This is a genomic window from Actinomyces sp. ICM58 (genome assembly GCF_000283035.1).
In the GTDB taxonomy this organism is placed as follows: domain Bacteria; phylum Actinomycetota; class Actinomycetes; order Actinomycetales; family Actinomycetaceae; genus Pauljensenia.
Genome location: NZ_ALIY01000213.1, coordinates 1 through 20,302, shown reverse-complemented (window position 1 = coordinate 20,302; position 20,302 = coordinate 1). Strand labels below are relative to the sequence as shown.

Here is a 20,302-nt window from a genome sequence, read left to right as displayed (position 1 = left end):
GAGGCCCGACACCGGCGCGCGGTGTCGGGCCTTTCCGTGAAAAATGCCAAGGCGCGTGGCCGCTGGCCTCACTCGGCCTTGCCGGAGCGGTGCTCCTTGATCTTCGCGGCCTTGCCGTGACGCTCACGCAGGTAGTAGAGCTTGGCGCGGCGCACGTCGCCCTTGGTAACGACCTCGATGTGGTCGATCGTGGGGGCGTGAACCGGGAAGGTACGCTCGACGCCCACACCGAAGGAAACCTTGCGGATGGTGAACGTGGAGGACACGCCGTGGCCGCGACGAGCGATCACGACACCCTGGAAGACCTGGATACGGGAGCGGTTGCCTTCGATAACCTTCACGTGCACCTTGAGGGTGTCGCCCGCGCGGAACGGCGGGATGTCATCGCGCAGCGAAGCCGCATCAACGGCGTCCAGCTTCTGCATTTTTTCTCCTTGACGCCTCTGCCGCAGGTCGGGGGCGCCTGGTTGGGCGGGCCTGTGCCCGCTCATTCCTTCGTCCGATCGTGCGCCACGGTGTCCCCCTGCGGCAGGATAAACCGCGCACAATCCTGGCTATTATCCCACGCGGCCCCTTGTTCAGGCGAGCGTTGCGCCGCCCGTCGGGGTGAGATCACGCACCATGACGATGTCGTAGTTGGTCACTCCACCGACATCGAAGGTTCGCGTCGAGCGCTTGCGGAAGCCGTGCTTCTTATAGAAGGCCTGCGCCGCTTTGTTACCTCGGTTGGTTCCCAGCACGATCGCTCGGTGTCCTGCTTTGGCGGCGTCCGCAACAGCGCGCTCGAGCAGGACGTCGGCAATGCCGCTGCCCCGCCAGGCCGCGTCCACGTAGCACTTGGACAGGTAAGCGCTTCCCACGTCGACGCGTCCGGGACGCACCAGGTCGCTCGGCAACGCATCCGGGCCGACATGGGTCAGCACGTAACCGACGAGGCCACCCCAGACCTCGGCGACGAACAGGCGGTGACGCTTGGGATCGGAAATAAGAGCGTCAAACACGTCCGCACTCAGCTGCGTGGCGATGTGCTCGTCGATCGCCTCCTGGGGCAGGTTCTGCGGGCAGGCATCCGGGAACGTGCGCGCGGCAAGCTCGCTGACTGCGACGACATCCTCAAGCTCAGCCTGTCGTACTGTGAGCCGTTCCGCAGCACCAGCTCGCGGGTAGGCGACGCCGCAGGCCGCGAGCGTCGCGCGATCGTCTCCGCTGAGGGCAGCGGCGTCGAGCGAGAGCGCGAGGTCAGGGCGCACCGCCACGGTCTTCTCGATCGCGCGGTCGCGGCGCCAGCGTTCAATCGCCGCGTGGTTACCGCCGAGGAGAACCTCGGGAATCTCGAGCGAGCGGAAGTCCCTTGGCTTGGTAAAGACGGGGTACTCGAGGAGGCCGGCTCCCGAATGGGACTCTTCGACCAGCGAGTCCGGGTTGCCCATGAACCCGTCGAGGAGCCGCGCGACCGCCTCGGTGAGAACCATCGCCGCGACCTCGCCGCCGTTGAGCACGTAGTCGCCGATGGAAAACTCAAGGACCTCGACGCCGGCTGCGCGGTAGTGCTGCGCGACCCGCGCATCGATGCCTTCGTAGCGACCGCAGGCGACGATGATCTGGTCGGCTCGCGCCAAGTCTTCCACGACGGGCTGCGTGAGCGGCGTCCCTGAGGGGGTGGGGATGGCCAGGACCCTGCGGCACGAGGCCGTGGCAGCCTCTTCGTTCTCGCACGCGAGCGGGGTGGCCAGCGCGTCGTCGAGGGCGCGCGCCCACACGTCCGCGCGCATGACCATGCCGGCGCCACCCCCATAGGGGGTGTCGTCGACGCTGCGGTGCTTGCCGGTGGCCCACTGACGCAGGTCGTGGGCGGCGAGGGTTACGAGGCCAGCGTCCTCGGCCTTACCCATGAGGGAGAGGGTCAGGGGCGTGAAATAGTCCGGGAAAATGGAGATGAGGTCGAAGCGCACGCTACTTCCCGTCCCGCTCGGAGACGGCCTGGTCGTCGAAGAGACCCGGGGGCGCGTCGATGACGACGAGGCCGCCTTCGACGTCGACCGTGGGCACGAGGGCGCTCACGAAGGGCACCATGACGCGCCCGTTCGGGGTCGCCACGAGCAGGAGGTCCTGGGCGGCGCCGGGGGTCAGGCCACTCACGGTGCCGAGAACCTCGCCCGCGGGCGTGCGGGCCTCAAGCCCTGTCAGCTGGTGGGGGTACCAGGCATCCTCCTCCTCGTGCTCCTCGACGAGCAGGCGGGCGCCACGCAGCGCCTCGGCATCCTCGCGCGAGGTGCATTCCTCGAAGGATGCGAGCACGCGGTCCTTATGCGTGCGCACGGCGCGAACGGTCAGCGCCAGGTCACGCCCGGCGACCTCCAGGCACGCCCCGGGGGCGAGAACATCAGGGTCGTCGCTGCGCACGTCGAGAATGACCTCGCCGCGCAGGCCGTGGGCCGGGCCGACGATAGCGGCTGTAAGCTGCATGAGTTCTCCTCATCATGAACGGGGATCTGTCCGAAGGATACAACGAAGGGGCCCGGCGATGCCGGACCCCTTCGAGACATGTGCGAGTCTTACTCGCGATCCGTGTCGACGACGTCGACTCGGACGGTGCCACGCGTCGACAGCGCACCCATGACGGTGCGCAGCGCGCGAGCCGTCCGACCGCCGCGCCCGATGACTCGACCCAGATCCTCGGGGTTCACGCGAACCTCCAGGAGCTGACCGCGTCGCATCGAACGGGGGGTCACCTCGACATCTTCGGGGTGGTCAACGATGCCGCTGACCAGGTGCTCCAACGCGTCGGCGAGCATGCTCAGGCATCCTCTCCGGCGGCTTCTTCGGAAGCCTTCTCGGCCTCGGCGGCGGCTGCGGCAGCAGCGGCCTCTTCCTCGGCCTTCTTCGCGGAGGCGGCGGCCTTGGACTTCTCGGCCGCAGCCTCGGCGTCCTTGACGGCCTGCTCGGCCTGGGCGGCCTTGTCGTTCTCGGAGACCTTGACGCGGGAAACCGCGTCGGCCTTGCCGTTGAACTTAGCGATGTCACCGGTCAGGACCAGCAGGTTGCGGACCTGGTCGGAGGGCTGAGCGCCGACGCCGAGCCAGTACTGGGCGCGCTCAGAGTCGATGCGGATGATCGACGGGTTGGGCTGAGGATCGTAGTAGCCAACCTCTTCGATGACGCGGCCGTCACGCTTCTTGCGGGAATCGACGACGACGACGCGGTACTGGGCGGCGTGGATCTTACCCACGCGCTTCAGGCGAATTCGAACTGCCACTTGTGTGGTCTCTCCATTTCAGAATTGGGGTGGACCTTTGCGTCCCAAGGTGGGAAACACAGGGGTCGCATCGGACCGGGACACGGCGACACGCAGTGAGAGGGTCTACGAATCGCCGGGTACAGCTAGCGATTATGCCACATTCCAGGTCGGATTCCCACATGGGGACCCCGAGCCCACCGCAGCGGCGCGGTTAAATCGATCACGTCGAGGCCGCGCTTACGGGCGCACCCACGCACGCTCTCCCCCGACGTACACGGCGCTGGGACGCGCGAGGGCCACCGGATCGATGCGCGGATCCTCATCGAGCACGATGAGGTCGCCCTCTCCTCCCTCGACGAGGCCGGGGCGCCCCAGGTAGCGCTGGCTCACCCAGGTGGAGGCGTCGATGATGAGCTGAGCGCTGGCGCCCCAGCTCGACCACAGGGCCAGCTCACCCGCGATAGAACCGTGCTGCTGGTAGCCGCCCGAATCCGTGCCCTGCAGCAGCAGCACCCCGGCGTCGATGAGCATCTGGAAGTGGTCGCGCCGCTCCTCGAACATGGCGCGCATGGTGGCGGCATAGACGGGGTATTTCGAACCGGCTTGCTCGGCGAAGTCGGCGAAGAGCTCGACCTGGCGCAGTGTCGGCGTCACCGCGATGCCGCGAGCAGCGATCTCGCTGGCCTGATCGCGATCGATACCGGTGCCGTGTTCAATGTCGTCGACTCCGGCCTCGATGAGAGAGTCGATGACCCGGTGAGAGAAGGCGTGAACCGCGATGCGCGCCCCGGCCTCGTGAACGGCTGCGACGGCGTCGACGAGCACCGACGGGTCCCACAGGGGCATGAGATCGGCGTCGGCGCCGGCCGAGCGGTCGATCCAGTCGCCGACGATCTTGACCCACCCGTCGGAGCTCTCCGCCATGGATGTCAGGACCCCAGGCAGCTCCGACTGGTCGTGGACGTCGATAGGCAAGTCGCGCATGTAGCGCTTGGGGCGGGCGACGTGTCGCCCGCAGCGGATCAGGCGGGGGCCAACCAGCGCCTGCACGCCCGAGTTGTCGACGGGCACCCCGCAGTCGCGCACGAGCGTCACGCCGCTGGCGAGCGTGAGCGCCGCCTGGCGTGCCATCTCGTCGGCGTCAACGGCGCCGGCCTGCGAATAGCCGATGTGACAGTGGGCGTCGACCAGGCCCGGCAGGACGAATCCCGCGTGACGCGCGCGGGGGCGCTCGTCATCGCTCACGCGGCGAATTGTCCCGCCCTCGAGCGACCACGTGCCGCTCACCCACCTCGGGCGAGCGGCCGCGTCCTGGGCCCACAGGCCGACGCCGGAGAGGATCATCGGATCAGAGCTGTCCGAGCATGCGCTTGACATCGTCGGGCAGATCGTCGATCGTCGGACGCGGAGCGGGGGCGGGGGCCGGAGCACCGAAGGAGGAGCCCTGCGGGGCGCTGCGCTCGGACGGGGGCAGCATGGCTTCGAGCTCCTGCTGGCGGCGCTTGGCGGGATTGCCCGAACGCGCCTTCTTCTTCATGCGGGCGCGCTGGGCCTGAGCCTTGCGGGCGTTCGCCTTCTGCTTGGCCTTGCCGCCGCGTCCGGGCATGGCGCCCATTCCAGGCATTCCCCCGCCCATCTGACCCATCTGGCCCATCATCTCGCGGGCCGCCTCGAAACGCTGAACGAGCTGGTTCACCTCGGCGACGGTCGTACCCGAGCCGCGGGCGATGCGCGCGCGGCGGGAGCCGTTGAGGATGGACACGTCCTCGCGCTCCGCGGGGGTCATCGAACGGACGATGGCCTCGACGCGGTCGACCTCACGCTCGTCGAAGTTCTCGATCTGGTCTCGCAGCTGCGCGGCGCCCGGGATCATGCCGAGCATCTTCTTCATCGAGCCGAGCTTCTTGATCTGCTGGAGCTGGCTCAGGAAGTCGCCGAGGGTCAGCTGGCCGGCCAGGGCCTTGGAAGCGACCTTTTCGGCCTCCTCCGCGTCCATCTTCTTCTCTGCCTGCTCGATGAGGGTGAGGATGTCGCCCATGTCGAGGATGCGCCCGGCCATACGATCCGGGTGGAATCGCTCGAAATCGTCGAGGCCCTCGCCGGTGGAGGCAAAGAGGATAGGCGCGCCGGTCACGCCGCGCACGGACAGGGCCGCGCCGCCTCGCGCGTCGCCATCGAGCTTGGACAGGACGACGCCGGTGAAGCCGACGCCGTCACGGAAGGCCGTGGAGGTGGTGACCGCGTCCTGACCGACCATGGCGTCCAGGACGAACATGATTTCGTGGGGGCGCACCGCGTCGCGGATCGCGATCGCCTGGTCCATCATCTCCTGGTCGACGCCCAGGCGGCCGGCGGTGTCGACGATGACGACGTTGATGCCGCTCTGGCGGGCGAACTCGACGCCGCTTCTCGCGACCTCGACCGGGTTGCCCACGCCGTTGCCCGGCTCGGGTGCCCACACCTTCACGCCGGCGCGTTCACCGACGACCTGAAGCTGCTGGACGGCGTTGGGGCGCTGGAGGTCGGATGCGACGAGGAGGACGGTCTTGCCTTCCTCACGCAGCCACTTACCCAGCTTTCCGGCGAGCGTCGTCTTACCGGCACCCTGGAGGCCAGCGAGCATGAAGACGGTGGGACCGGACTCGGCGAAGGCGAGCTCGCGCGTCGCGCCACCCAGGATCTCCACGAGCTCCTCGTGGACGATAGAGACAACCTGCTGGCCGGGGTTGAGAGCCTTCGAGCGCGCCGCGCCGTAGGCCTTCTCGCGCACCTGGGTGGTGAACTGGCGAACGACGGGGAGCGCGACGTCCGCGTCGATGAGGGCGCGACGGATGTCGGAAATCGCCTGATCGACGTCCGACTCGGTCAGGACCCCGCGGCTGCGCAGGGTGCGGAAGGATTGGGTCAGGCGATCTGACAGGTTTCCAAACACGTGTTCTCTCCCAAGATGGCGACAGTACTAGGCCAGATTAGCGCACCTCGGCCCCGGTCGTATGTCTGACCGGGGCCGAGGAGAGTGAGGTGGGCGTGAGCGCGAGGCTAGGCCCGGCCCACGATGGCGTCGACAAAGCCCGCGGGGTCGAAGGGGGCGAGATCGTCCGCTCCCTCGCCGAGGCCGACGAACTTGACGGGCACGCCGAGGGCACGCTGGACCGAGACGACGATGCCGCCCTTGGCGGAGCCGTCGAGCTTCGTCAAAACGATGCCGGTCACCCCGGTCGCCTCCGCGAAGACCTCGGCCTGCTTCATGCCGTTCTGGCCGGTGGTGGCGTCCAGGACGAGGAGGACCTCGGAGACGGGCACCTGCTTTTCCATGACGCGCTTGATCTTGCCGAGCTCGTCCATCAGGGTCGACTTGTTTTGCAGGCGGCCCGCGGTGTCGACGAGGACGACGTCCACATCGCGCGAGATTCCCTCACGCACGGCCTCGAAGGCGACGGATGCCGGGTCGGCGCCCTCGCGGTCGGAGCGCACGACATCGACGCCCACGCGCTCGCCCCAGGTGGCCAGCTGGTCGGCGGCGGCCGCGCGGAAGGTGTCGGCGGCGCCCAGGAGGACGGACTTGTCCTCCGCGACGAGGATGCGGGCGAGCTTACCAACGGTCGTGGTCTTGCCGGTGCCGTTGACGCCCACCATGAGGACGACGGCGGGCCTCGCGGCACCGTCTACCTCCGGGCGGGTCAGGTTCAGGGAGCGATCCATGTCGGGGCCGACGAGGGCCAGGAGCTCCTCGCGCAGGATCTCGCGGATACGCGCCTCGTTAGTCGTGGACTCGACGGCGACGCGGCGCTTGAGCGCCTCCATGAGAGAGTCCGTGGCCTCCAGGCCAAGATCCGCGATGAGCAGGGATTCCTCGATTTCCTCCCAGTCGGCCGCGCTGAGCTGGCCGCGGCTGAGCACGCCAAGGATGGCGCGGCCCAGGGAACCGGAGGAGGCGAGGCGCTCGCGCAGACGCTCCATGCGCCCGCGCACGGGTTCGGGGCGTTCGACGGAAACGGCAGGCTGTTCCTCGACGGCCGACTCGGTTTCCTCGGCGACCTCGGGACCTGCGCGTGGTTCGTCTCCCCCGTCTTCATCGGATTCGGTTGGTTCTGGCGTGTCGGCGCCCACGGGCGCCGGGGTGTCGAGCCGCGCGGTCACGTCGTCGCTGCGGCGGTGCCGGGCGCTCACGGCGAGGCGGATGGCAACGCCGATAAGTACGGCGACCACTAGGGCGACGACGACCGCCCACGGCGATTGAAAGAGTGAAACAAATGCGTCCATGGGGACATTATCCCCCATGGACGCATCGCTAGGACAACGCGAGAACCGTCACGACCCCGCGGGCCCGTCCGAGCGGGCGGCCTCAGCGCTTCCCTTGCGGCCGCGCTCGAAGCGGCCACTGACGCGCTCAGTCACGTTCTCGAGGCGGTCGATACCCGGAAGCCGATCGGCGTCGAAGTAGGCGTTCGAGGAATCGGCGGACTGCAGGAGGGACTGCAGGGAGGCGGTGCGGGGCACGACGGGCCCATCGTCGGAAGAGGAGGCGCGCTTAGGCAACGAGTGAGTCTTCACGTCCTCCCGAATCTCCTCCCCCTCGCGCTTGATGACGCCCTTCCAGTCGTCCGCGCTGCGTCGCGAGAGCGCCAGCACGGCCACGACTCCGGTCGCGACAACGAGAACCAGGACGACGGTCAGGACAAGAATCATTGCACCCTCAAGCATGTCTTCATCCTGCCCTACCCGCCCCTCAAAAGCGACAAAGGCACCCGATCCTGACCGCTTTGTGACAATGTTGACGGGGCCGGGAACATCGTGTTCCCGGCCCCGTCAAGCAACGCCAGCGGCGTCAGTCGAGGTAGTCGCGCAGCACCTGCGAACGCGAAGGGTGGCGCAGCTTCGACATCGTCTTAGATTCGATCTGGCGGATGCGCTCGCGCGTCACGCCGTAGACCTTACCGATCTCGTCCAGCGTCTTGGGCTGCCCATCGCCCAGGCCGAAGCGCATCGACACGACGCCAGCCTCTCGCTCCGACAGCGTGTCGAGCACGTGGTGGAGCTGTTCCTGCAGGAGCGTGAAGGACACGGCGTCGGCGGGCACGATGGCCTCCGAGTCCTCGATGAGATCACCGAACTCGGAGTCGCCGTCCTCGCCCAGGGGCGTATGCAGCGAGATGGGCTCGCGCCCGTACTTCTGGACCTCGACGACCTTCTCAGCGGTCATGTCGAGCTCCTTAGCGAGCTCCTCGGGGGTAGGTTCGCGGCCCAGGTCCTGCAACATCTGGCGCTGGACGCGCGCCAGCTTGTTGATGACCTCAACCATGTGCACGGGGATGCGGATTGTGCGCGCCTGATCGGCCATCGCGCGGGTGATTGCCTGACGAATCCACCACGTGGCGTAGGTGGAGAACTTGTAGCCCTTCGTGTAGTCGAACTTTTCGACCGCACGGATCAGACCGAGGTTACCCTCCTGGATCAGGTCCAGGAACTGCATGCCGCGCCCGGTGTAACGCTTGGCCAGGGACACAACCAGACGCAGGTTAGCCTCGAGCAGGTGGTTCTTCGCCTGCTGGCCGTCCTGGGCGAGGAAGTGCAGCTCGCGGCGCTCGCGGCTGGTCATCTCGTCGGCCTGGTTCTTCAGCTTGAACTCGGCGTACAGGCCGGCCTCGATGCGGCGGGCCAGGTCGACTTCCTGCTCGGCGTTCAGCAGGGAGACCTTACCGATCTGTTTGAGGTAGTCCTTGACGGGGTCGGCGGTCGCGCCGGCGACGGTGACCTGCTGGACGGGCTCGTCCGTTTCGTCGGAATCGGAGACGACGAATCCACCCTTCACATGGATGCCGGTGTTCGTGCGCTCGCGCAGTGCAGCGCCCTCGCTCACCTTCGAGTCTTCCTCCTCCGGCTCCTCCTCGACCTCAGCCACGTCCTCGTCGTCAGCGTCAGTGTCGAGTTCGGGATCCTCGAGATCCGCGCCGGTAGGCTCCAACTCCTCCTCTTCGGTGACCTCCAGATCGACCGCGACCTCCTCGACGGCCTCGGCGTCCTTCTTCTTGCGCCCGCGCGGCTTCTTGGCGGCGGGCTTGTCGACGCCGGCCTCGGTCGCCTTCTTCTTGGTCTTCGTGGCGGCAGCCTTCTTCGCGGGGGCCTTCTTGGCAGCGGGCTTCTTAGCGGCGGACTTCTTCTCCTCGGGGGCCGAGGCCGCGTCGGCAGACGCCGTCGCCTTCTTGGCGCGGGTGGTCTTCTTCGCGGGGGCCTTCACCTCCGGGGTTTCCTCGTTCGTCGCGGAGTCCTTTGCCGAAGCGCGCGATGCACTCACACGGGTCCCTTTCGTTGATGGGCATGCACAACAGAGCCGATTGCAAATCGGCATACCAGCGCCAGTCTAGTGCCTCGCCCCGTAGTTTTCCTGACGGTAGGTGTGAATCTTCCCCGCCTGCGCCCCGCGCGCTCACGCCCCGGTCCGTTAGAGTGGGCACATGAGTCTGAGCGACAGTTTCTCCGTGCTGCGTCCCCGCATCGACGAGGCCACGGCCTCTAGTCTCGCGGGTCTGCTCGCACGCGCCGGCGCCGGCATCCGCTCCGAGGAGTTCTCCGAGGCTGTGCTCGCCTCCGTCGTCGGCGGCAAGCGCTTCCGCGCCCTCATGGCGCACGTCGGGTATTGCCTAGGGGCACACATCCCCCTCGAGGAGGTGGACATCCCCGACCTGGGCGCCGCGTTGGAGCTGTACCAGGCCAGCGCCCTCGTGCACGACGACATCATCGACAACGCGAACGAGCGCCGCGGCATGCCCACGCCACACAGGACCCTCGCCGAGCACCACACCCGGCGATCGTGGATCGGCTCATCGACCGACTTTGGCCGCCACGGCGCAATCCTCGTCGGCGACTTCCTCTTCTCCGCGGCGGCCGCGGCGGCCGACCGCCAGGCTCTGAGCCTCGGCGACGAACGCGCCGAAGCGTTCACGCGACGCTTCGCCGACATGCACGCGGAGGTGGCGCTGGGCCAATACCTGGATATTGCGGCCGAACAGGCGCCCCTCGACCCGCAGCGCTCGGATGCCCTGCGCACGAGCGACTCCCTCGAAGTCGCCCTCCACAAGTCGGCCCACTATTCGGTCGTCCACCCGGCGATTCTGGGCGCGATCTGCGGGGCGGCCAGCGTCGAGGCCGGAGCCGCGCTCGCCGACACCCTCGAGGAGGTCCTCACCCCGTGGGGCCTGGCCTTCCAGCTGCGCGATGACGACCTCGGAGTCTTCGGGGATCCCCAGGTAACCGGCAAGCCAGCGGGAGACGACCTGCGCGAGGGCAAGCGCACCGTGCTGCTTGCTCTGACCTGGGCGGCCTCCTCCCCCGCCGAACGCGAGGCTCTCACCGAAGTGCTCGGAGTCGCCACCGCCTCGCCGGAGCAGATCGCGCGAGCCACGCAGATCGTTCACAGCAACGGCCGGGGCGCCCACGAAGAGGAAATCGCGCGCCTGGTCGAGGAGGGCCACCGCGCGCTCGACGCCGTGCAATTCGCGCCGCAGGCCTCGGGCATGCTGCGCGAGCTGTGCCTCATCCTCACCTCCCGGCGCGCTTAGGCGCCGGGAACGCGGCTCAGAAGGCCAGGGTCGAGGCGATGCGGTTGACCCGGTGGTGGCGCCCCGACGTCATCGCGTCGATCGGTCGCTCGCCCAGCTCATCCTGGAGCGTGTAGAGCCACTCCAGGGCCTCCTCGGGCGTGAATCCGTCATCCGCGAGGAGCGTGAGCGTTCCCTGAAGGACCGGCAGGGGCTCCCAGCCGTCGGCACCCTTGACGATCACCTCGCGCGGGATCCCGCGCTCTCCGCGTGCCGTGCGTGCCTCGATCAGGACGCGATCGCGGATCAGCTGCTTGAGGCGGCGTTCTTCAATGCCGAGCAGACGGCACACCTCGTCGGCGGACAACAGGGAGATATCAGCACTGGTCATAGGGGCAAGACTACCCCATCTCAACGCCGCACCGAGGCCCGCACCTCCACTGATTTGACGAAAACTCCCATAGAATCAACCAGGTGAGTGACGAGAGAACATTCGACCAAACCGATCCGTTGATCGGCCTGCTGGTCGACGAACGATACCGGGTCACCCGCAGGCTGGCCCGCGGCGGCATGGCTACCGTGTACGTCGCACAAGATGAGCGACTCGACCGGCCCGTCGCCCTCAAAGTGATGCACCCGCACCTGGCAGACTCTGCCGCATTCGTCGAGCGTTTCCGCCGCGAGGCGCGCTCGGCCGCGCGCATCGTGCACCCCGGCGTCGTCTCGGTCTTCGACCAGGGTATCGTGACGGGCCAGGGATTCCTCGTCATGGAACTCATCGACGGCACGAACCTGCGCCAGCTCCTGCGCGCGCAGGGCGCCTTCACGATCCCCCAGGCGCTGCGCTATACGACCGACACGCTCGAGGCTCTGCGTGCCGCCCACCGCGTCGGCGTCATCCACCGCGACATCAAACCCGAGAACATCCTCGTTCCCACCGACGGCCCCGCCAAGGTCACCGATTTCGGCCTGGCCCGAGCGGCCTCCGAGGTCTCGATGTCCTCGACCGGCAACATGCTCGGGACCGTGGCGTACATTGCGCCCGAGATCGCCACGACCGCCGAGGCCGACGCGCGCTCCGACATCTACTCCGTGGGCATCATGCTCTACGAGATGCTCACCGGCGCCGTGCCGTGGGCGGGTGAGTCCCCCCTGCAGATCGCCTCGCACCACGTCTCCGACAACGTGCCCAGCCCGTCCGCCGCGCAGCCCTGGATCCCCCGCGAGATCGACGACCTCGTCGCCGCTCTCACGGCGCGCGAGAGCGCGAACCGTCCCGCCGACGCCTCCGACGCGATCGACCTCGTCGCGCGAGCGGCGGCTACCATCCCCTCTGAGCTGGCGAACCGCCGCGCGGACGTCGCTCCCGAGGAGCGCCACCGCGCCTTAGAGACGAGCGCCCTGAACACGGAGATCATGCCCGCCCAATTCACGAGGCCCCTGCCCGCGCCCGCTTCCAGCAGCGTCGCACTCGTGCACACCTCCGGTGCGACGCAGGTCGCGGCGGCGGCCTCGCCCCCGAAGAAGTCCGCGCGCGCCGCCGCGTGGATCGTACTCGTCGTGCTCCTCCTCGTCGTCGCAGGTGTCGGCGGGCGCTGGTGGTGGACCGAGTACGGGCCCGGCTCCTACCTAACAATGCCCGAGACGACGGGGCGCACGCTGGCCGACGTACAGGCCGACCTCGACGCGCTCGGCCTACGCACACAGGTCGAGGAGGAGTTCTCCGACGACGTCGACACCGGCTCGGTCACGCGCTCCGACCCGGAGGGCGGCTCCTCCGTCCACAAGCGCGCAGAGGTCCAGCTCTACGTCTCCAAGGGCGTAGACATGAAGACCGTCCCCGAGCTGACGGGCAAGAGCCAGGACGAGGCCCAGCGCTCCCTTACCGAGGTCGGCCTGACCGTCGGAGCCATCACCGACGCCTACTCCGAGGACGTCCCCCAGGGCCAGGTCATCTCGCAGTCGGTCGCCGCCGGCACCTCGCTCGCGCACGACTCAGCCGTCGACATCGTCCTGTCCAAGGGCCGCCAACCCCTGACCGTGCCCACCCTGAGCGGCTTGAGCGCGAGCGCGGCGAAGAGCGCCATCGAGGACCTCGGCCTCGTCGCCGCGCCCACCGACGCCTACTCCGACACTGTCGCCGAGGGTCAGGTCATCTCGCAGCAGACCCGCGAGGGCTCCACGCTCCACCGCGGGGACTCTGTCGCCTACACGGTGTCCAAAGGCCCCGAAAAGGTCGCTATCCCCGACGTCGTCGGGCTCCAGCGCGAGGAGGCGCGCTCGCGCCTGGAGAGTGCCGGATTCACCGTCAAGGAGGAAGCCGTCCTCGGCGGATTCTTCGGAACAGTCCGCTCCTCCGACCCGGCCGCGGGCACCATGACCAAGAAGGGCTCGACCGTGACCATCACGATCGTCTGACGCACGCTCGTTGAGATGCGAGCACTACGAACTGCGGCCCCGTCTGTGACAGACGGGGCCGCAGTTGCATGATCGCGGGCGCGAGGAGGTCATTCCTCGTGGGAGGAGCCATTCGCCAGATACTGGGCGACCTGGAAGGCCATCTCCAGGCTCTGCTGGTGATTCAGGCGCGGATCGACGAGGGTCTCGTAGCGGTCGCGCAGCGACTGTTCGTCGATGCGTTCGGACCCGCCGATCACCTCGGTCACGTCGTCGCCCGTCAGCTCCACGTGCAGGCCGCCGGGAACCGTGCCCGCGGCCTCGTGAGCCTCGAAGAAGCCACGAACCTCGTCCATGACCGTCTCAAAGCGGCGCGTCTTGTAGCCGGTCGACGACGTGATCGTGTTGCCATGCATCGGATCCGTCATCCACGTGATCGGACGGCCATCCTCGCGCGCGGCCTCAAGCAGCGGAGGCAGCGCCTCGCGGATGCGCCCCGCACCCATGCGCGTGATGAACGACAGGCGCCCATCCTCACCATCCGGGTTCAGCCGGTCGACGAGCGAGAGCATCTGGTCGCGCGTCGTGGACGGTCCAAGCTTGACCCCAATCGGGTTACGCACGCGCGAGAGCAGCTCGATGTGAGCGCCCTCCTCCTCGCGCGTGCGCTCCCCCGCCCACAGGAAGTGAGCGGACGTATTGTAGGGTTCTCCCGTGCGCGAATCGATGCGCGTCATCGCGGACTCATACTCCAGGAGCAGGGCCTCGTGCGACGAAAACAGGTCCACGTCGCGCAGCGTCTCGAAGTCGACGCCGGCGGCACCCATGAACTTGATCGCGCGGTGGATGTCTTCGGCCAGCGACTCGTAGCGCGCGTAGGCCGGGTTCGACATGAAACCCTGGTTCCAGCGGTGCACCTGACGCAGATCCGCGTAGCCGCCCTTCGTGAAGGCACGGATCAGGTTCAGCGTCGAGGCCGCATGGTTGTACAGGGCCAGGAGCCGCTGCGGGTCGGGCTCACGCGACTCGGGCGTGAACTCGAAGGAGTTGACGGCGTCACCGCGATAGCTCGGCAGCGTCACGCCGTCTCGCGTCTCCACGTCGGAGGAACGAGGCTTGGCGTACTGACCGGCGATGCGCCCGACCTTAATGACCGGCAACGACGCGCCGTAGGTGAGCACGACGGCCATCTGCAGCAGCGTCTGGATCTTCAAACGCACGTGGTCGGCCGTCGCCTCAGCGAACGTCTCCGCGCAGTCGCCCCCCATGAGGACGAACGCCTCGCCGCGCGACGCCGCACCCATCCACGTGCGTAGGTCATCGACCTCGCCCGCGAATACGAGAGGCGGCTGACGGCGCAGCTGAGCCGTCACCTCTGCTACGGACTCGGCATCCGCATACGAGGGTTGTTGGGCAGCGTCCAGGCCGCGCCACGTGTCCCAGGGAGCGCGCTCCCCGGACTCGGGCGACCACAGACGCTCGGGGACGCGGCGGGAGCGCGGCTTGCGCACGGGCTCGCCGCCGCGTCCGGGAGTGATCGAAGGAATCACGCGAAGCGACTCACTCGCCAGCCGGCTCGACGCTCTGGCCGATCTCGGCCATCATCTCGAGGAACCACGGAGCCGAGATGTCGAAAGGCTTACCGCCCGCGATGCGCGGGAAGGCGATGGCCTTCAGACGATCGTTGTCCTCTTCGTCGTGTCCGATGACACCGGACTCGCCCTTGAACGCGCACTCGACGGCCAGGTCGGTCATCGACTTGATGAGGCGCAGGTCGTCGGCGTTCGCGCGAGAGGAACGCGAGAAGTAGCCGGACTTCTGAACCATGACCTTCTCGGCGTCGATCTTCTCGGCGAACTGCTTGGCAAACCACTGGCCGGGGTTGATCGTGTCGAGCTTGACGTGACCGAAGGGGTCGCGCTGAACCTCGCCACCGGCGGCCTCGATCTCCGCGATAATCTCGGGGACGCCGGCGCCCTCGGACAGGAAGATGTTGACGTTGCCCTGCTCGTCCATGATCGCCTTCAGGCGCTTCGCCTCGGCATCCAGGTCGATCTTCATCTCGGGCAGGAAGATGGCGTGGATGTCCCAACGCTCCTTGGACAGGCCGATCGAGGGCACCCACTCCTGAGTCTTGAGCCACTCGTGGTAGCGCAACGAGCCCGCGGCGGTAAGCCAACCGCAGTGGCGGCCCATGATCTCGTGGATGATGAGCATGCGGGGGTTCGAACGATGCTCGCCGATGACGTTCTGGGAGTACTCCGAGACCTCTTCGGCAGCGGTCCAGGCGCCCAGGGACTGGCGGATCGGCACAACGTCGTTGTCGATCGTCTTGGGCAGGCCCACGACGGTGAGGTGGTAGTCGTGCTCCTCCAGGTAGGCGGCCAGGTCGGCGGCCGTCGTGTTGGTGTCGTCGCCACCGATCGTGTGCAGGACGTCGACGCCGTCGGCGCGCAGCTGCTCGGCAGCCTTCTGCAGCGGGTCCTCGTCCTCGGACACGAGGCCGCGCTCGACGAGGTTCTTCTTGTTCGTCAGCTTGACGCGGGAGTTACCGATCGGCGAGCCGCCGAAGCGGTGCAGGACGGCGGCGTGCTTGCGCGCTTCCTCGTCCACCAGCACGTAGTTGCCGGTGAGCAGGCCGTGGTAGCCGTTCTGGTAGGCGATGATCTCAACGGTGGGATCAATTTCGTTGTAGCGCTCAATGAGTCCGCCGACGGCGGAGGACAGGCACGGGGCGAAGCCACCTGCGGTCAGCAGGGCAACACGACGGACCGACATGAATGTCACCTTTCTCAGGTTGGTTGGGGACGGCCCCGCGCGCGCATACGCGGCCAGCGTCACCCCGGCTGCCCGATGGGGCTGCCTAGTGAACGGGCGCGCGCGTGCGCAGGGCACAGTTCATTCTACCCGGCCCACACCGCGTTTCGCCAAGGACGCCCGTCCCACGAAACGCCGGTGCGCGCCACCAACCGCCGCGGCGAATCGGAGCAGATTACTCCTTGTCTGCGCCCTTGTCCTCGGCACTGTCCTCCTCGGCGCTCTCCTCCTCGGGGGCAGTCGGCACGGGGACGTCGGGAGCGGTGCGTCCGCCCGGCGCGGGGCGGCCGTTGGAGGGAACCGGGCCCTCGAAGGCGCCCTCGGCTGCCAGCTGCGCCTTGACGTCGGCGGCGTACAGGTCGACATACTCCTGGCCGGACAGGAGCATCAGGTTGTACATGATCTCGTCGGTGATCGCGCGCAGCACGTAGCGGTCCTTATGCAAGCCCTTGTAGCGCGAGAAGTCGAGGGGCTCGCCAATCACCATGCCGATGTTGGTACGAGAGGGGATCTTCTGGCCGATCGGCTGCGCGGCGTGCGTGCCGATCATGGCGACGGGGATGACGGGGGCACCGGACAGGAGCGCGAGGCGGGCCACGCCGGTCTTTCCGCGGTAGAGGCGCCCGTCGGGGCTGCGCGTCCCCTCGGGATAGATGCCGAAGAGTTCGCCGTCGCGCAGGCGCTTGAGGCCGGCGTTGAGCGCCCCCTCGGAAGCGCGCCCGCCCGTTCGATCGACGGGGATGGTACCCACGGCGCGCATGAACTCCTTGGTCATCCAGCCCTTCACACCCGTTCCCGTAAAGTAGTCGGCCTTACCCATGAAGACGACCTCGCGGTCGAGCATCATCGGGAGGAAGACGGAGTCCCACACGGCGTTATGGTTGGAGGCCAGGATGGCGGGCCCCTCGGCGGGGATGTTTTCCTTGCCGCGAATCCACGGGTGGTACGCAGCCTTGAGAATCGGGCTGCCGGTCGCCTTGAGTGCCTGATAGAACGCCACTGTGACTCCTCGATTGTCAGCGGGCGCGCGGGCGCGCGTTCGAATTAGTATCAACTCTATGACGAAACAGACTCCCGTGCGCAATTGTGGGGAAACCATCGCGCCCCAAGAGTCTGACAAACGCTATGCTCGCGCGCTTGTTTCTGACGCTCTGTCTCAACGTGCGAGATCGGAGATTCAGCTGAGCCTCGACGCGGTGGGCACCCCGGCCTCGCGCGGGCACTGGGTGGTCGTCGACCTCGAGACGACGGGGCTCGGCGCGGGCGCGGAGATCACAGAGATCGGCGCGGTTTCGGTGCGCGACGGGCGCATCACGGATGAGTTCTCCTCCCTCGCGCGCCCCTCGCGTCCCATTCCCCCGTTCATTACGTCGCTGACGGGCATCACGCCCGCGATGGTCGCAGACGCGGACCCGATAGCCTCCGTCCTCGATCGTTTCATGGAGTGGTCGGGACTCGACGGGGAGAGCGCCCCCGTCCTCGTCGCGCACAACGCCTCCTTCGACGTGGGTTTCCTGCGGCGTGCGGCGCGCGCGTCTGGGCGCCCCTGGCCGAAGCCGCGCGTGGCCGATACGCTGGCTCTGGCCCGTCTGGCGCTGCCGCGCCCGCTCGTGCGCAACCACAAGCTCGCGACGATAGCCTCGTATTTCGGGACTGCGACCACGCCGGAGCACCGGGCCCTCGGGGACGCGCGCGCCACGGCCGAGGTGCTCCTCGGGTTCATCGACCTGCTTGCCTCGGCGGGAGCGACGGACGTGGAGGACCTGGTGGCGCTCAGCGAGGTCAGCCCGTCGCGGCGCCCCAGCACGCCTCCCTTCGTCGCGGAGCTGCCCACCACGCCCGGCGTCTACCACTTCGTCAATACGTCGGGCGACACGCTCTACGTCGGGTCGGCCTCGTCGCTGCGCTCGCGCGTGAGCAGTTACTACACGCGCGCGGAGAAGCGCCCGAAGGTCCAACGCATGGTGTCCCTGGCCTGTGGGGTCCGTTCCTTCCCCACCTCCTCCGTCCTGGAGGCGCGCATCCGGGAGCTGCGCGACATCGCGACCCTGGCTCCCCCCTACAACTCCGCGTCGCGCCGCCAGGCCAGCCAGCACTGGGTGGTGCGCGACGGACACCGCGCGCTCGTCACCCGGGCCGTGTCCCTGGAGGACCTGCCCCGCGCCCTCGGCCCCTTCGGTACGCGCCAACACGCCACGCGGGCGGCCGACGCGATCAGGAGGGCTCTCGACGAGGCGGGGGCGAGCGACGCCACCGCCTTCATCGACGAGGCCGTGGCCGCCACCTCCCTGATTGTTCCCACCGCTCTCACCGAGGCGATGACGCGCCTGTCCGCCCAGGGCCTCTTCGAGCCGGCGGCTCGCGCACGCGACGACCTGAGCGCCTACATGGCGGGCGTGGAACGCTCCACGATGCGCCCCATTTTGGCGGCGCCCCGCATCGTGTGGGGGACGCGCCGGGACGCGGGGCAAGCGGGATGGATCGTGCACGTCGCCTCTTTCGGGCGCCTCGTCAGCTCCGTCGTCGTGCCCCCGCAGGCCGATCCGACGCCCTGGATCGAGCTGGCGACCTCCACGCCGCCGGTGGAGACGGACGGGCTCGCCGCCAGGGCGGCGTCGTGGTCCGAAAGCTCGCTCATCAGCGCCCAGCTGTGCGAAGCGGGGACGCGTCTGATCGAGTGGAACTCTCCCCTTCCGTGGGCCCAACCGATGGTGAGCCCGCTACGAGACGGGCGGCTGCGAGAGCTCTTGGCTCAGGCAACCGCCCATCCCGGTGAGCGAGCGCAGCGCTAGGCGGCGCCGGGAAGTCTAGCTGTTGGAGGCGTGCGCCCACCGATCGACGAGGCGCGCTCCCGCGCCGTCGGCGAGGGCACCGAGCGCCCGCTCGACCGCGCAGCGCATACGAGGCGTGAAATCCTGCGCGGTCACGGGCTGATCCAGGCCCTCCCAGGCCACGATGCCAGCCCCCACGTTCAGGGCGACCGCATCGCGCACGGCGGAGACTCCCCCACCCGAGAGGACATCGCGGGCCACCGCAGCGTTGTACGACGCCTCCCCGCCGGCCAGGTCGTCGATCGCGGCCGCTGCCATGCCGAGCTCGTCGCGCGCATCGAAATCGGTGGGCGTCACCTGGCCACCCGACACGATCCAGACCTGGTTCGTGTCCGCGGTCGTCAGCTCGTCGAGTCCAGTGGTGGCCCCTCTAAAGACGAGGGCGGAGCACCCGCGGGACGCGTACACGCCCGCCATGAGGCGCGCGTTGTCTTCCTTGGCCGATCCGACCGCGCAGGCCCGGACCTTGGCGGGATTCGTCAGCGGGCCGAGAACGTTAAAGGCCGTCGGGAAGCCGAGGGCGCGGCGCACGGGGGCCGCGAATCTCATCGAGGGATGCATCTTGTTGGCGAAGAGGAAGGCGATGCCCACCTCCTCGAAGATAGAACGCAAGCGCTCGGTATCGACGTCCAGGTTGACCCCCAGCGCCTCGATGACGTCGGCGGAACCCGACTGGGAGGTGGAGGCGCGATTGCCGTGCTTGATGAGCGGGATCCCCATCGCGGCCAGCACGATCGCCGACATCGTCGAGACGTTGACGGTCTTGTAGCCGTCGCCGCCCGTGCCGACGATGTCGAGGGCGCGGCTGGGCAGGTCGACGGGGGTGGCGTGGTCCGCCATGCCGTCCGCCAGGCCGTGAATCTCCGTGACGGTGGCCCCCTTGATCGCCATGGCGGTCAGGAAGGAGGCGAGGCGAGCGTCGCCGAGCTCGCCGCTCATCACCTGATCCATGAGCCAGTAGGACTGGTCGTAGTCCAGGGCGTCACCGGCGTTGAGCGCGGCGATGATCGGTGCCCATTCGCGCTGGCTCATCAGTGGGCCTCGCGCAGGACGTCCGCGACGGTCTCCTGCAGGATGATCGGATCGATCGGATCCGCAACCGTGGCGGCTGCACCGGCCCAGGTGGCGAGCCACTCGTCCTGGGGGCGCGCCGTCAGGAAAATGATCGGCGGGACGTCCTCTCGCGTCTCCAGAAGGTCCTGGGCAACCGACATGCCGCCCTCCTTCTTCGTTTCAGCGTCGAGGATAAGGGCCGCGAAATCCTGCTGGTCGAAGGCGTCGCGCACGCCGAAACCAGTGGCAGCCTCCACCCACTCGATACGGGGCGTGTCCTTGGAGGCACGCAGGCCCACGCCGTTGACGACGGCGGCACGCTTGTCCAAGTCGTCGCTGAAAACCAGGATCGAGACGGTTTCGTCGCTCATGAAAGCTCTCCTTGAGTATGTGGCGTGATCGACGCGTTGACCTCATTCTAACGGCTT

19 protein-coding genes are annotated in these 20,302 nt (G+C 68.0%); 3 read left to right on the top strand and 16 right to left on the bottom strand.

Annotated elements, in window-relative coordinates:
- Positions 1 to 68: 68 nt before the first annotated feature.
- The 10 genes from rplS to HMPREF1138_RS09445 form a co-directional block, all read right to left on the bottom strand.
- Positions 69 to 425 carry a 50S ribosomal protein L19 gene (rplS, locus tag HMPREF1138_RS09490; protein WP_009059185.1) on the bottom strand — a complete coding sequence of 119 codons (357 nt, stop codon included), beginning with the start codon at positions 423 to 425 and terminating at the stop codon, positions 69 to 71.
- Between the two features lie 153 nt (positions 426 to 578).
- A complete protein-coding gene (trmD, locus tag HMPREF1138_RS09485; protein ID WP_009059179.1) occupies positions 579 to 1,952 on the bottom strand; it encodes a tRNA (guanosine(37)-N1)-methyltransferase TrmD in 1,374 nt (457 codons plus the stop codon).
- 1 nt (position 1,953) lies between these two features.
- The gene (rimM, locus tag HMPREF1138_RS09480) at positions 1,954 to 2,466 is read right to left on the bottom strand and encodes a ribosome maturation factor RimM (protein ID WP_009059154.1); all 513 of its coding nucleotides are present in this window, start codon (positions 2,464 to 2,466) and stop codon (positions 1,954 to 1,956) included.
- A gap of 89 nt (positions 2,467 to 2,555) precedes the next feature.
- Positions 2,556 to 2,795 (bottom strand): RNA-binding protein, encoded by a 240-nt coding sequence (locus HMPREF1138_RS09475; protein ID WP_003792828.1) that lies wholly within the window; start codon positions 2,793 to 2,795, stop codon positions 2,556 to 2,558.
- Positions 2,796 to 2,797: 2 nt separating this feature from the next.
- Positions 2,798 to 3,256: a 30S ribosomal protein S16 gene (gene rpsP / locus HMPREF1138_RS09470; RefSeq protein WP_009059160.1), complete on the bottom strand. Its 459-nt coding sequence runs from the start codon at positions 3,254 to 3,256 to the stop codon at positions 2,798 to 2,800.
- 219 nt (positions 3,257 to 3,475) lie between these two features.
- Positions 3,476 to 4,582: an amidohydrolase family protein gene (locus HMPREF1138_RS09465; protein WP_009059153.1), complete on the bottom strand. Its 1,107-nt coding sequence runs from the start codon at positions 4,580 to 4,582 to the stop codon at positions 3,476 to 3,478.
- A 4-nt stretch (positions 4,583 to 4,586) separates the two neighbouring features.
- On the bottom strand, positions 4,587 to 6,170 hold the full coding sequence (gene ffh, locus HMPREF1138_RS09460) for a signal recognition particle protein (protein ID WP_009059152.1): 1,584 nt from the start codon (positions 6,168 to 6,170) through the stop codon (positions 4,587 to 4,589).
- A 107-nt stretch (positions 6,171 to 6,277) separates the two neighbouring features.
- Positions 6,278 to 7,501, bottom strand: coding sequence for a signal recognition particle-docking protein FtsY (ftsY, locus tag HMPREF1138_RS09455; protein WP_009059162.1), 1,224 nt, complete (start codon positions 7,499 to 7,501; stop codon positions 6,278 to 6,280).
- 48 nt (positions 7,502 to 7,549) lie between these two features.
- Entirely contained in the window at positions 7,550 to 7,942 is a 393-nt protein-coding gene (locus HMPREF1138_RS09450) for a hypothetical protein (RefSeq protein WP_009059177.1), read from the bottom strand.
- Positions 7,943 to 8,066: 124 nt separating this feature from the next.
- Positions 8,067 to 9,587, bottom strand: a complete 1,521-nt coding sequence (locus HMPREF1138_RS09445) for an RNA polymerase sigma factor (RefSeq protein ID WP_050981255.1) — start codon at positions 9,585 to 9,587, stop codon at positions 8,067 to 8,069.
- A 106-nt stretch (positions 9,588 to 9,693) separates the two neighbouring features.
- On the opposite strand from HMPREF1138_RS09445, the gene HMPREF1138_RS09440 reads away from it, so the two are divergent.
- Positions 9,694 to 10,797: a polyprenyl synthetase family protein gene (locus tag HMPREF1138_RS09440; RefSeq protein WP_009059181.1), complete on the top strand. Its 1,104-nt coding sequence runs from the start codon at positions 9,694 to 9,696 to the stop codon at positions 10,795 to 10,797.
- Positions 10,798 to 10,813: 16 nt separating this feature from the next.
- Here the strand turns inward: HMPREF1138_RS09440 and HMPREF1138_RS09435 are convergent, their stop codons facing one another.
- A complete protein-coding gene (locus HMPREF1138_RS09435) occupies positions 10,814 to 11,167 on the bottom strand; it encodes an Rv2175c family DNA-binding protein (protein WP_009059170.1) in 354 nt (117 codons plus the stop codon).
- An 83-nt stretch (positions 11,168 to 11,250) separates the two neighbouring features.
- Here HMPREF1138_RS09435 and pknB point away from each other — a divergent pair, with 83 nt between their 5' ends.
- A complete protein-coding gene (gene pknB / locus HMPREF1138_RS09430) occupies positions 11,251 to 13,194 on the top strand; it encodes a Stk1 family PASTA domain-containing Ser/Thr kinase (RefSeq protein ID WP_009059157.1) in 1,944 nt (647 codons plus the stop codon).
- Between the two features lie 89 nt (positions 13,195 to 13,283).
- On the opposite strand, the gene HMPREF1138_RS09425 is transcribed toward pknB, so the two are convergent.
- The 3 genes from HMPREF1138_RS09425 to HMPREF1138_RS09415 form a co-directional block, all read right to left on the bottom strand.
- Positions 13,284 to 14,723 carry a class II 3-deoxy-7-phosphoheptulonate synthase gene (locus HMPREF1138_RS09425; RefSeq protein ID WP_009059166.1) on the bottom strand — a complete coding sequence of 480 codons (1,440 nt, stop codon included), beginning with the start codon at positions 14,721 to 14,723 and terminating at the stop codon, positions 13,284 to 13,286.
- A gap of 10 nt (positions 14,724 to 14,733) precedes the next feature.
- Complete coding sequence (locus tag HMPREF1138_RS09420; protein ID WP_009059172.1) at positions 14,734 to 15,951, bottom strand: pyrophosphate--fructose-6-phosphate 1-phosphotransferase; 1,218 nt, start codon at positions 15,949 to 15,951, stop codon at positions 14,734 to 14,736.
- Between the two features lie 214 nt (positions 15,952 to 16,165).
- Positions 16,166 to 16,990 (bottom strand): lysophospholipid acyltransferase family protein, encoded by an 825-nt coding sequence (locus tag HMPREF1138_RS09415; protein WP_009059164.1) that lies wholly within the window; start codon positions 16,988 to 16,990, stop codon positions 16,166 to 16,168.
- 58 nt (positions 16,991 to 17,048) lie between these two features.
- On the opposite strand from HMPREF1138_RS09415, the gene HMPREF1138_RS09410 reads away from it, so the two are divergent.
- Positions 17,049 to 18,782, top strand: coding sequence for an exonuclease domain-containing protein (locus tag HMPREF1138_RS09410; RefSeq protein WP_081496013.1), 1,734 nt, complete (start codon positions 17,049 to 17,051; stop codon positions 18,780 to 18,782).
- 15 nt (positions 18,783 to 18,797) lie between these two features.
- On the opposite strand, the gene trpD is transcribed toward HMPREF1138_RS09410, so the two are convergent.
- Both trpD and HMPREF1138_RS09400 read right to left on the bottom strand, forming a co-directional pair.
- On the bottom strand, positions 18,798 to 19,853 hold the full coding sequence (gene trpD / locus HMPREF1138_RS09405) for an anthranilate phosphoribosyltransferase (RefSeq protein ID WP_009059155.1): 1,056 nt from the start codon (positions 19,851 to 19,853) through the stop codon (positions 18,798 to 18,800).
- Complete coding sequence (locus tag HMPREF1138_RS09400; RefSeq protein ID WP_009059168.1) at positions 19,853 to 20,245, bottom strand: response regulator transcription factor; 393 nt, start codon at positions 20,243 to 20,245, stop codon at positions 19,853 to 19,855. Before HMPREF1138_RS09400 ends, trpD begins: the two co-directional genes overlap by 1 nt.
- Positions 20,246 to 20,302: the final 57 nt, after the last annotated feature.

Excerpts from the sequence above, each read along its gene's own strand:
- rplS (WP_009059185.1), bottom strand. The coding sequence starts at position 425 with ATGCAGAAGCTGGACGCCGTTGATGCGGCTTCGCTGCGCGATGACATC.
- rimM (WP_009059154.1), bottom strand. The coding sequence starts at position 2,466 with ATGCAGCTTACAGCCGCTATCGTCGGCCCGGCCCACGGCCTGCGCGGC.
- HMPREF1138_RS09475 (WP_003792828.1), bottom strand. The coding sequence starts at position 2,795 with ATGCTCGCCGACGCGTTGGAGCACCTGGTCAGCGGCATCGTTGACCAC.
- HMPREF1138_RS09465 (WP_009059153.1), bottom strand. The coding sequence starts at position 4,582 with ATGATCCTCTCCGGCGTCGGCCTGTGGGCCCAGGACGCGGCCGCTCGC.
- ftsY (WP_009059162.1), bottom strand. The coding sequence starts at position 7,501 with ATGGACGCATTTGTTTCACTCTTTCAATCGCCGTGGGCGGTCGTCGTC.
- HMPREF1138_RS09450 (WP_009059177.1), bottom strand. The coding sequence starts at position 7,942 with ATGCTTGAGGGTGCAATGATTCTTGTCCTGACCGTCGTCCTGGTTCTC.
- HMPREF1138_RS09445 (WP_050981255.1), bottom strand. The coding sequence starts at position 9,587 with ATGCCGATTTGCAATCGGCTCTGTTGTGCATGCCCATCAACGAAAGGG.
- HMPREF1138_RS09440 (WP_009059181.1), top strand. The coding sequence starts at position 9,694 with ATGAGTCTGAGCGACAGTTTCTCCGTGCTGCGTCCCCGCATCGACGAG.
- HMPREF1138_RS09435 (WP_009059170.1), bottom strand. The coding sequence starts at position 11,167 with ATGACCAGTGCTGATATCTCCCTGTTGTCCGCCGACGAGGTGTGCCGT.
- HMPREF1138_RS09420 (WP_009059172.1), bottom strand. The coding sequence starts at position 15,951 with ATGTCGGTCCGTCGTGTTGCCCTGCTGACCGCAGGTGGCTTCGCCCCG.
- HMPREF1138_RS09410 (WP_081496013.1), top strand. The coding sequence starts at position 17,049 with ATGACGAAACAGACTCCCGTGCGCAATTGTGGGGAAACCATCGCGCCC.
- trpD (WP_009059155.1), bottom strand. The coding sequence starts at position 19,853 with ATGAGCCAGCGCGAATGGGCACCGATCATCGCCGCGCTCAACGCCGGT.
- HMPREF1138_RS09400 (WP_009059168.1), bottom strand. The coding sequence starts at position 20,245 with ATGAGCGACGAAACCGTCTCGATCCTGGTTTTCAGCGACGACTTGGAC.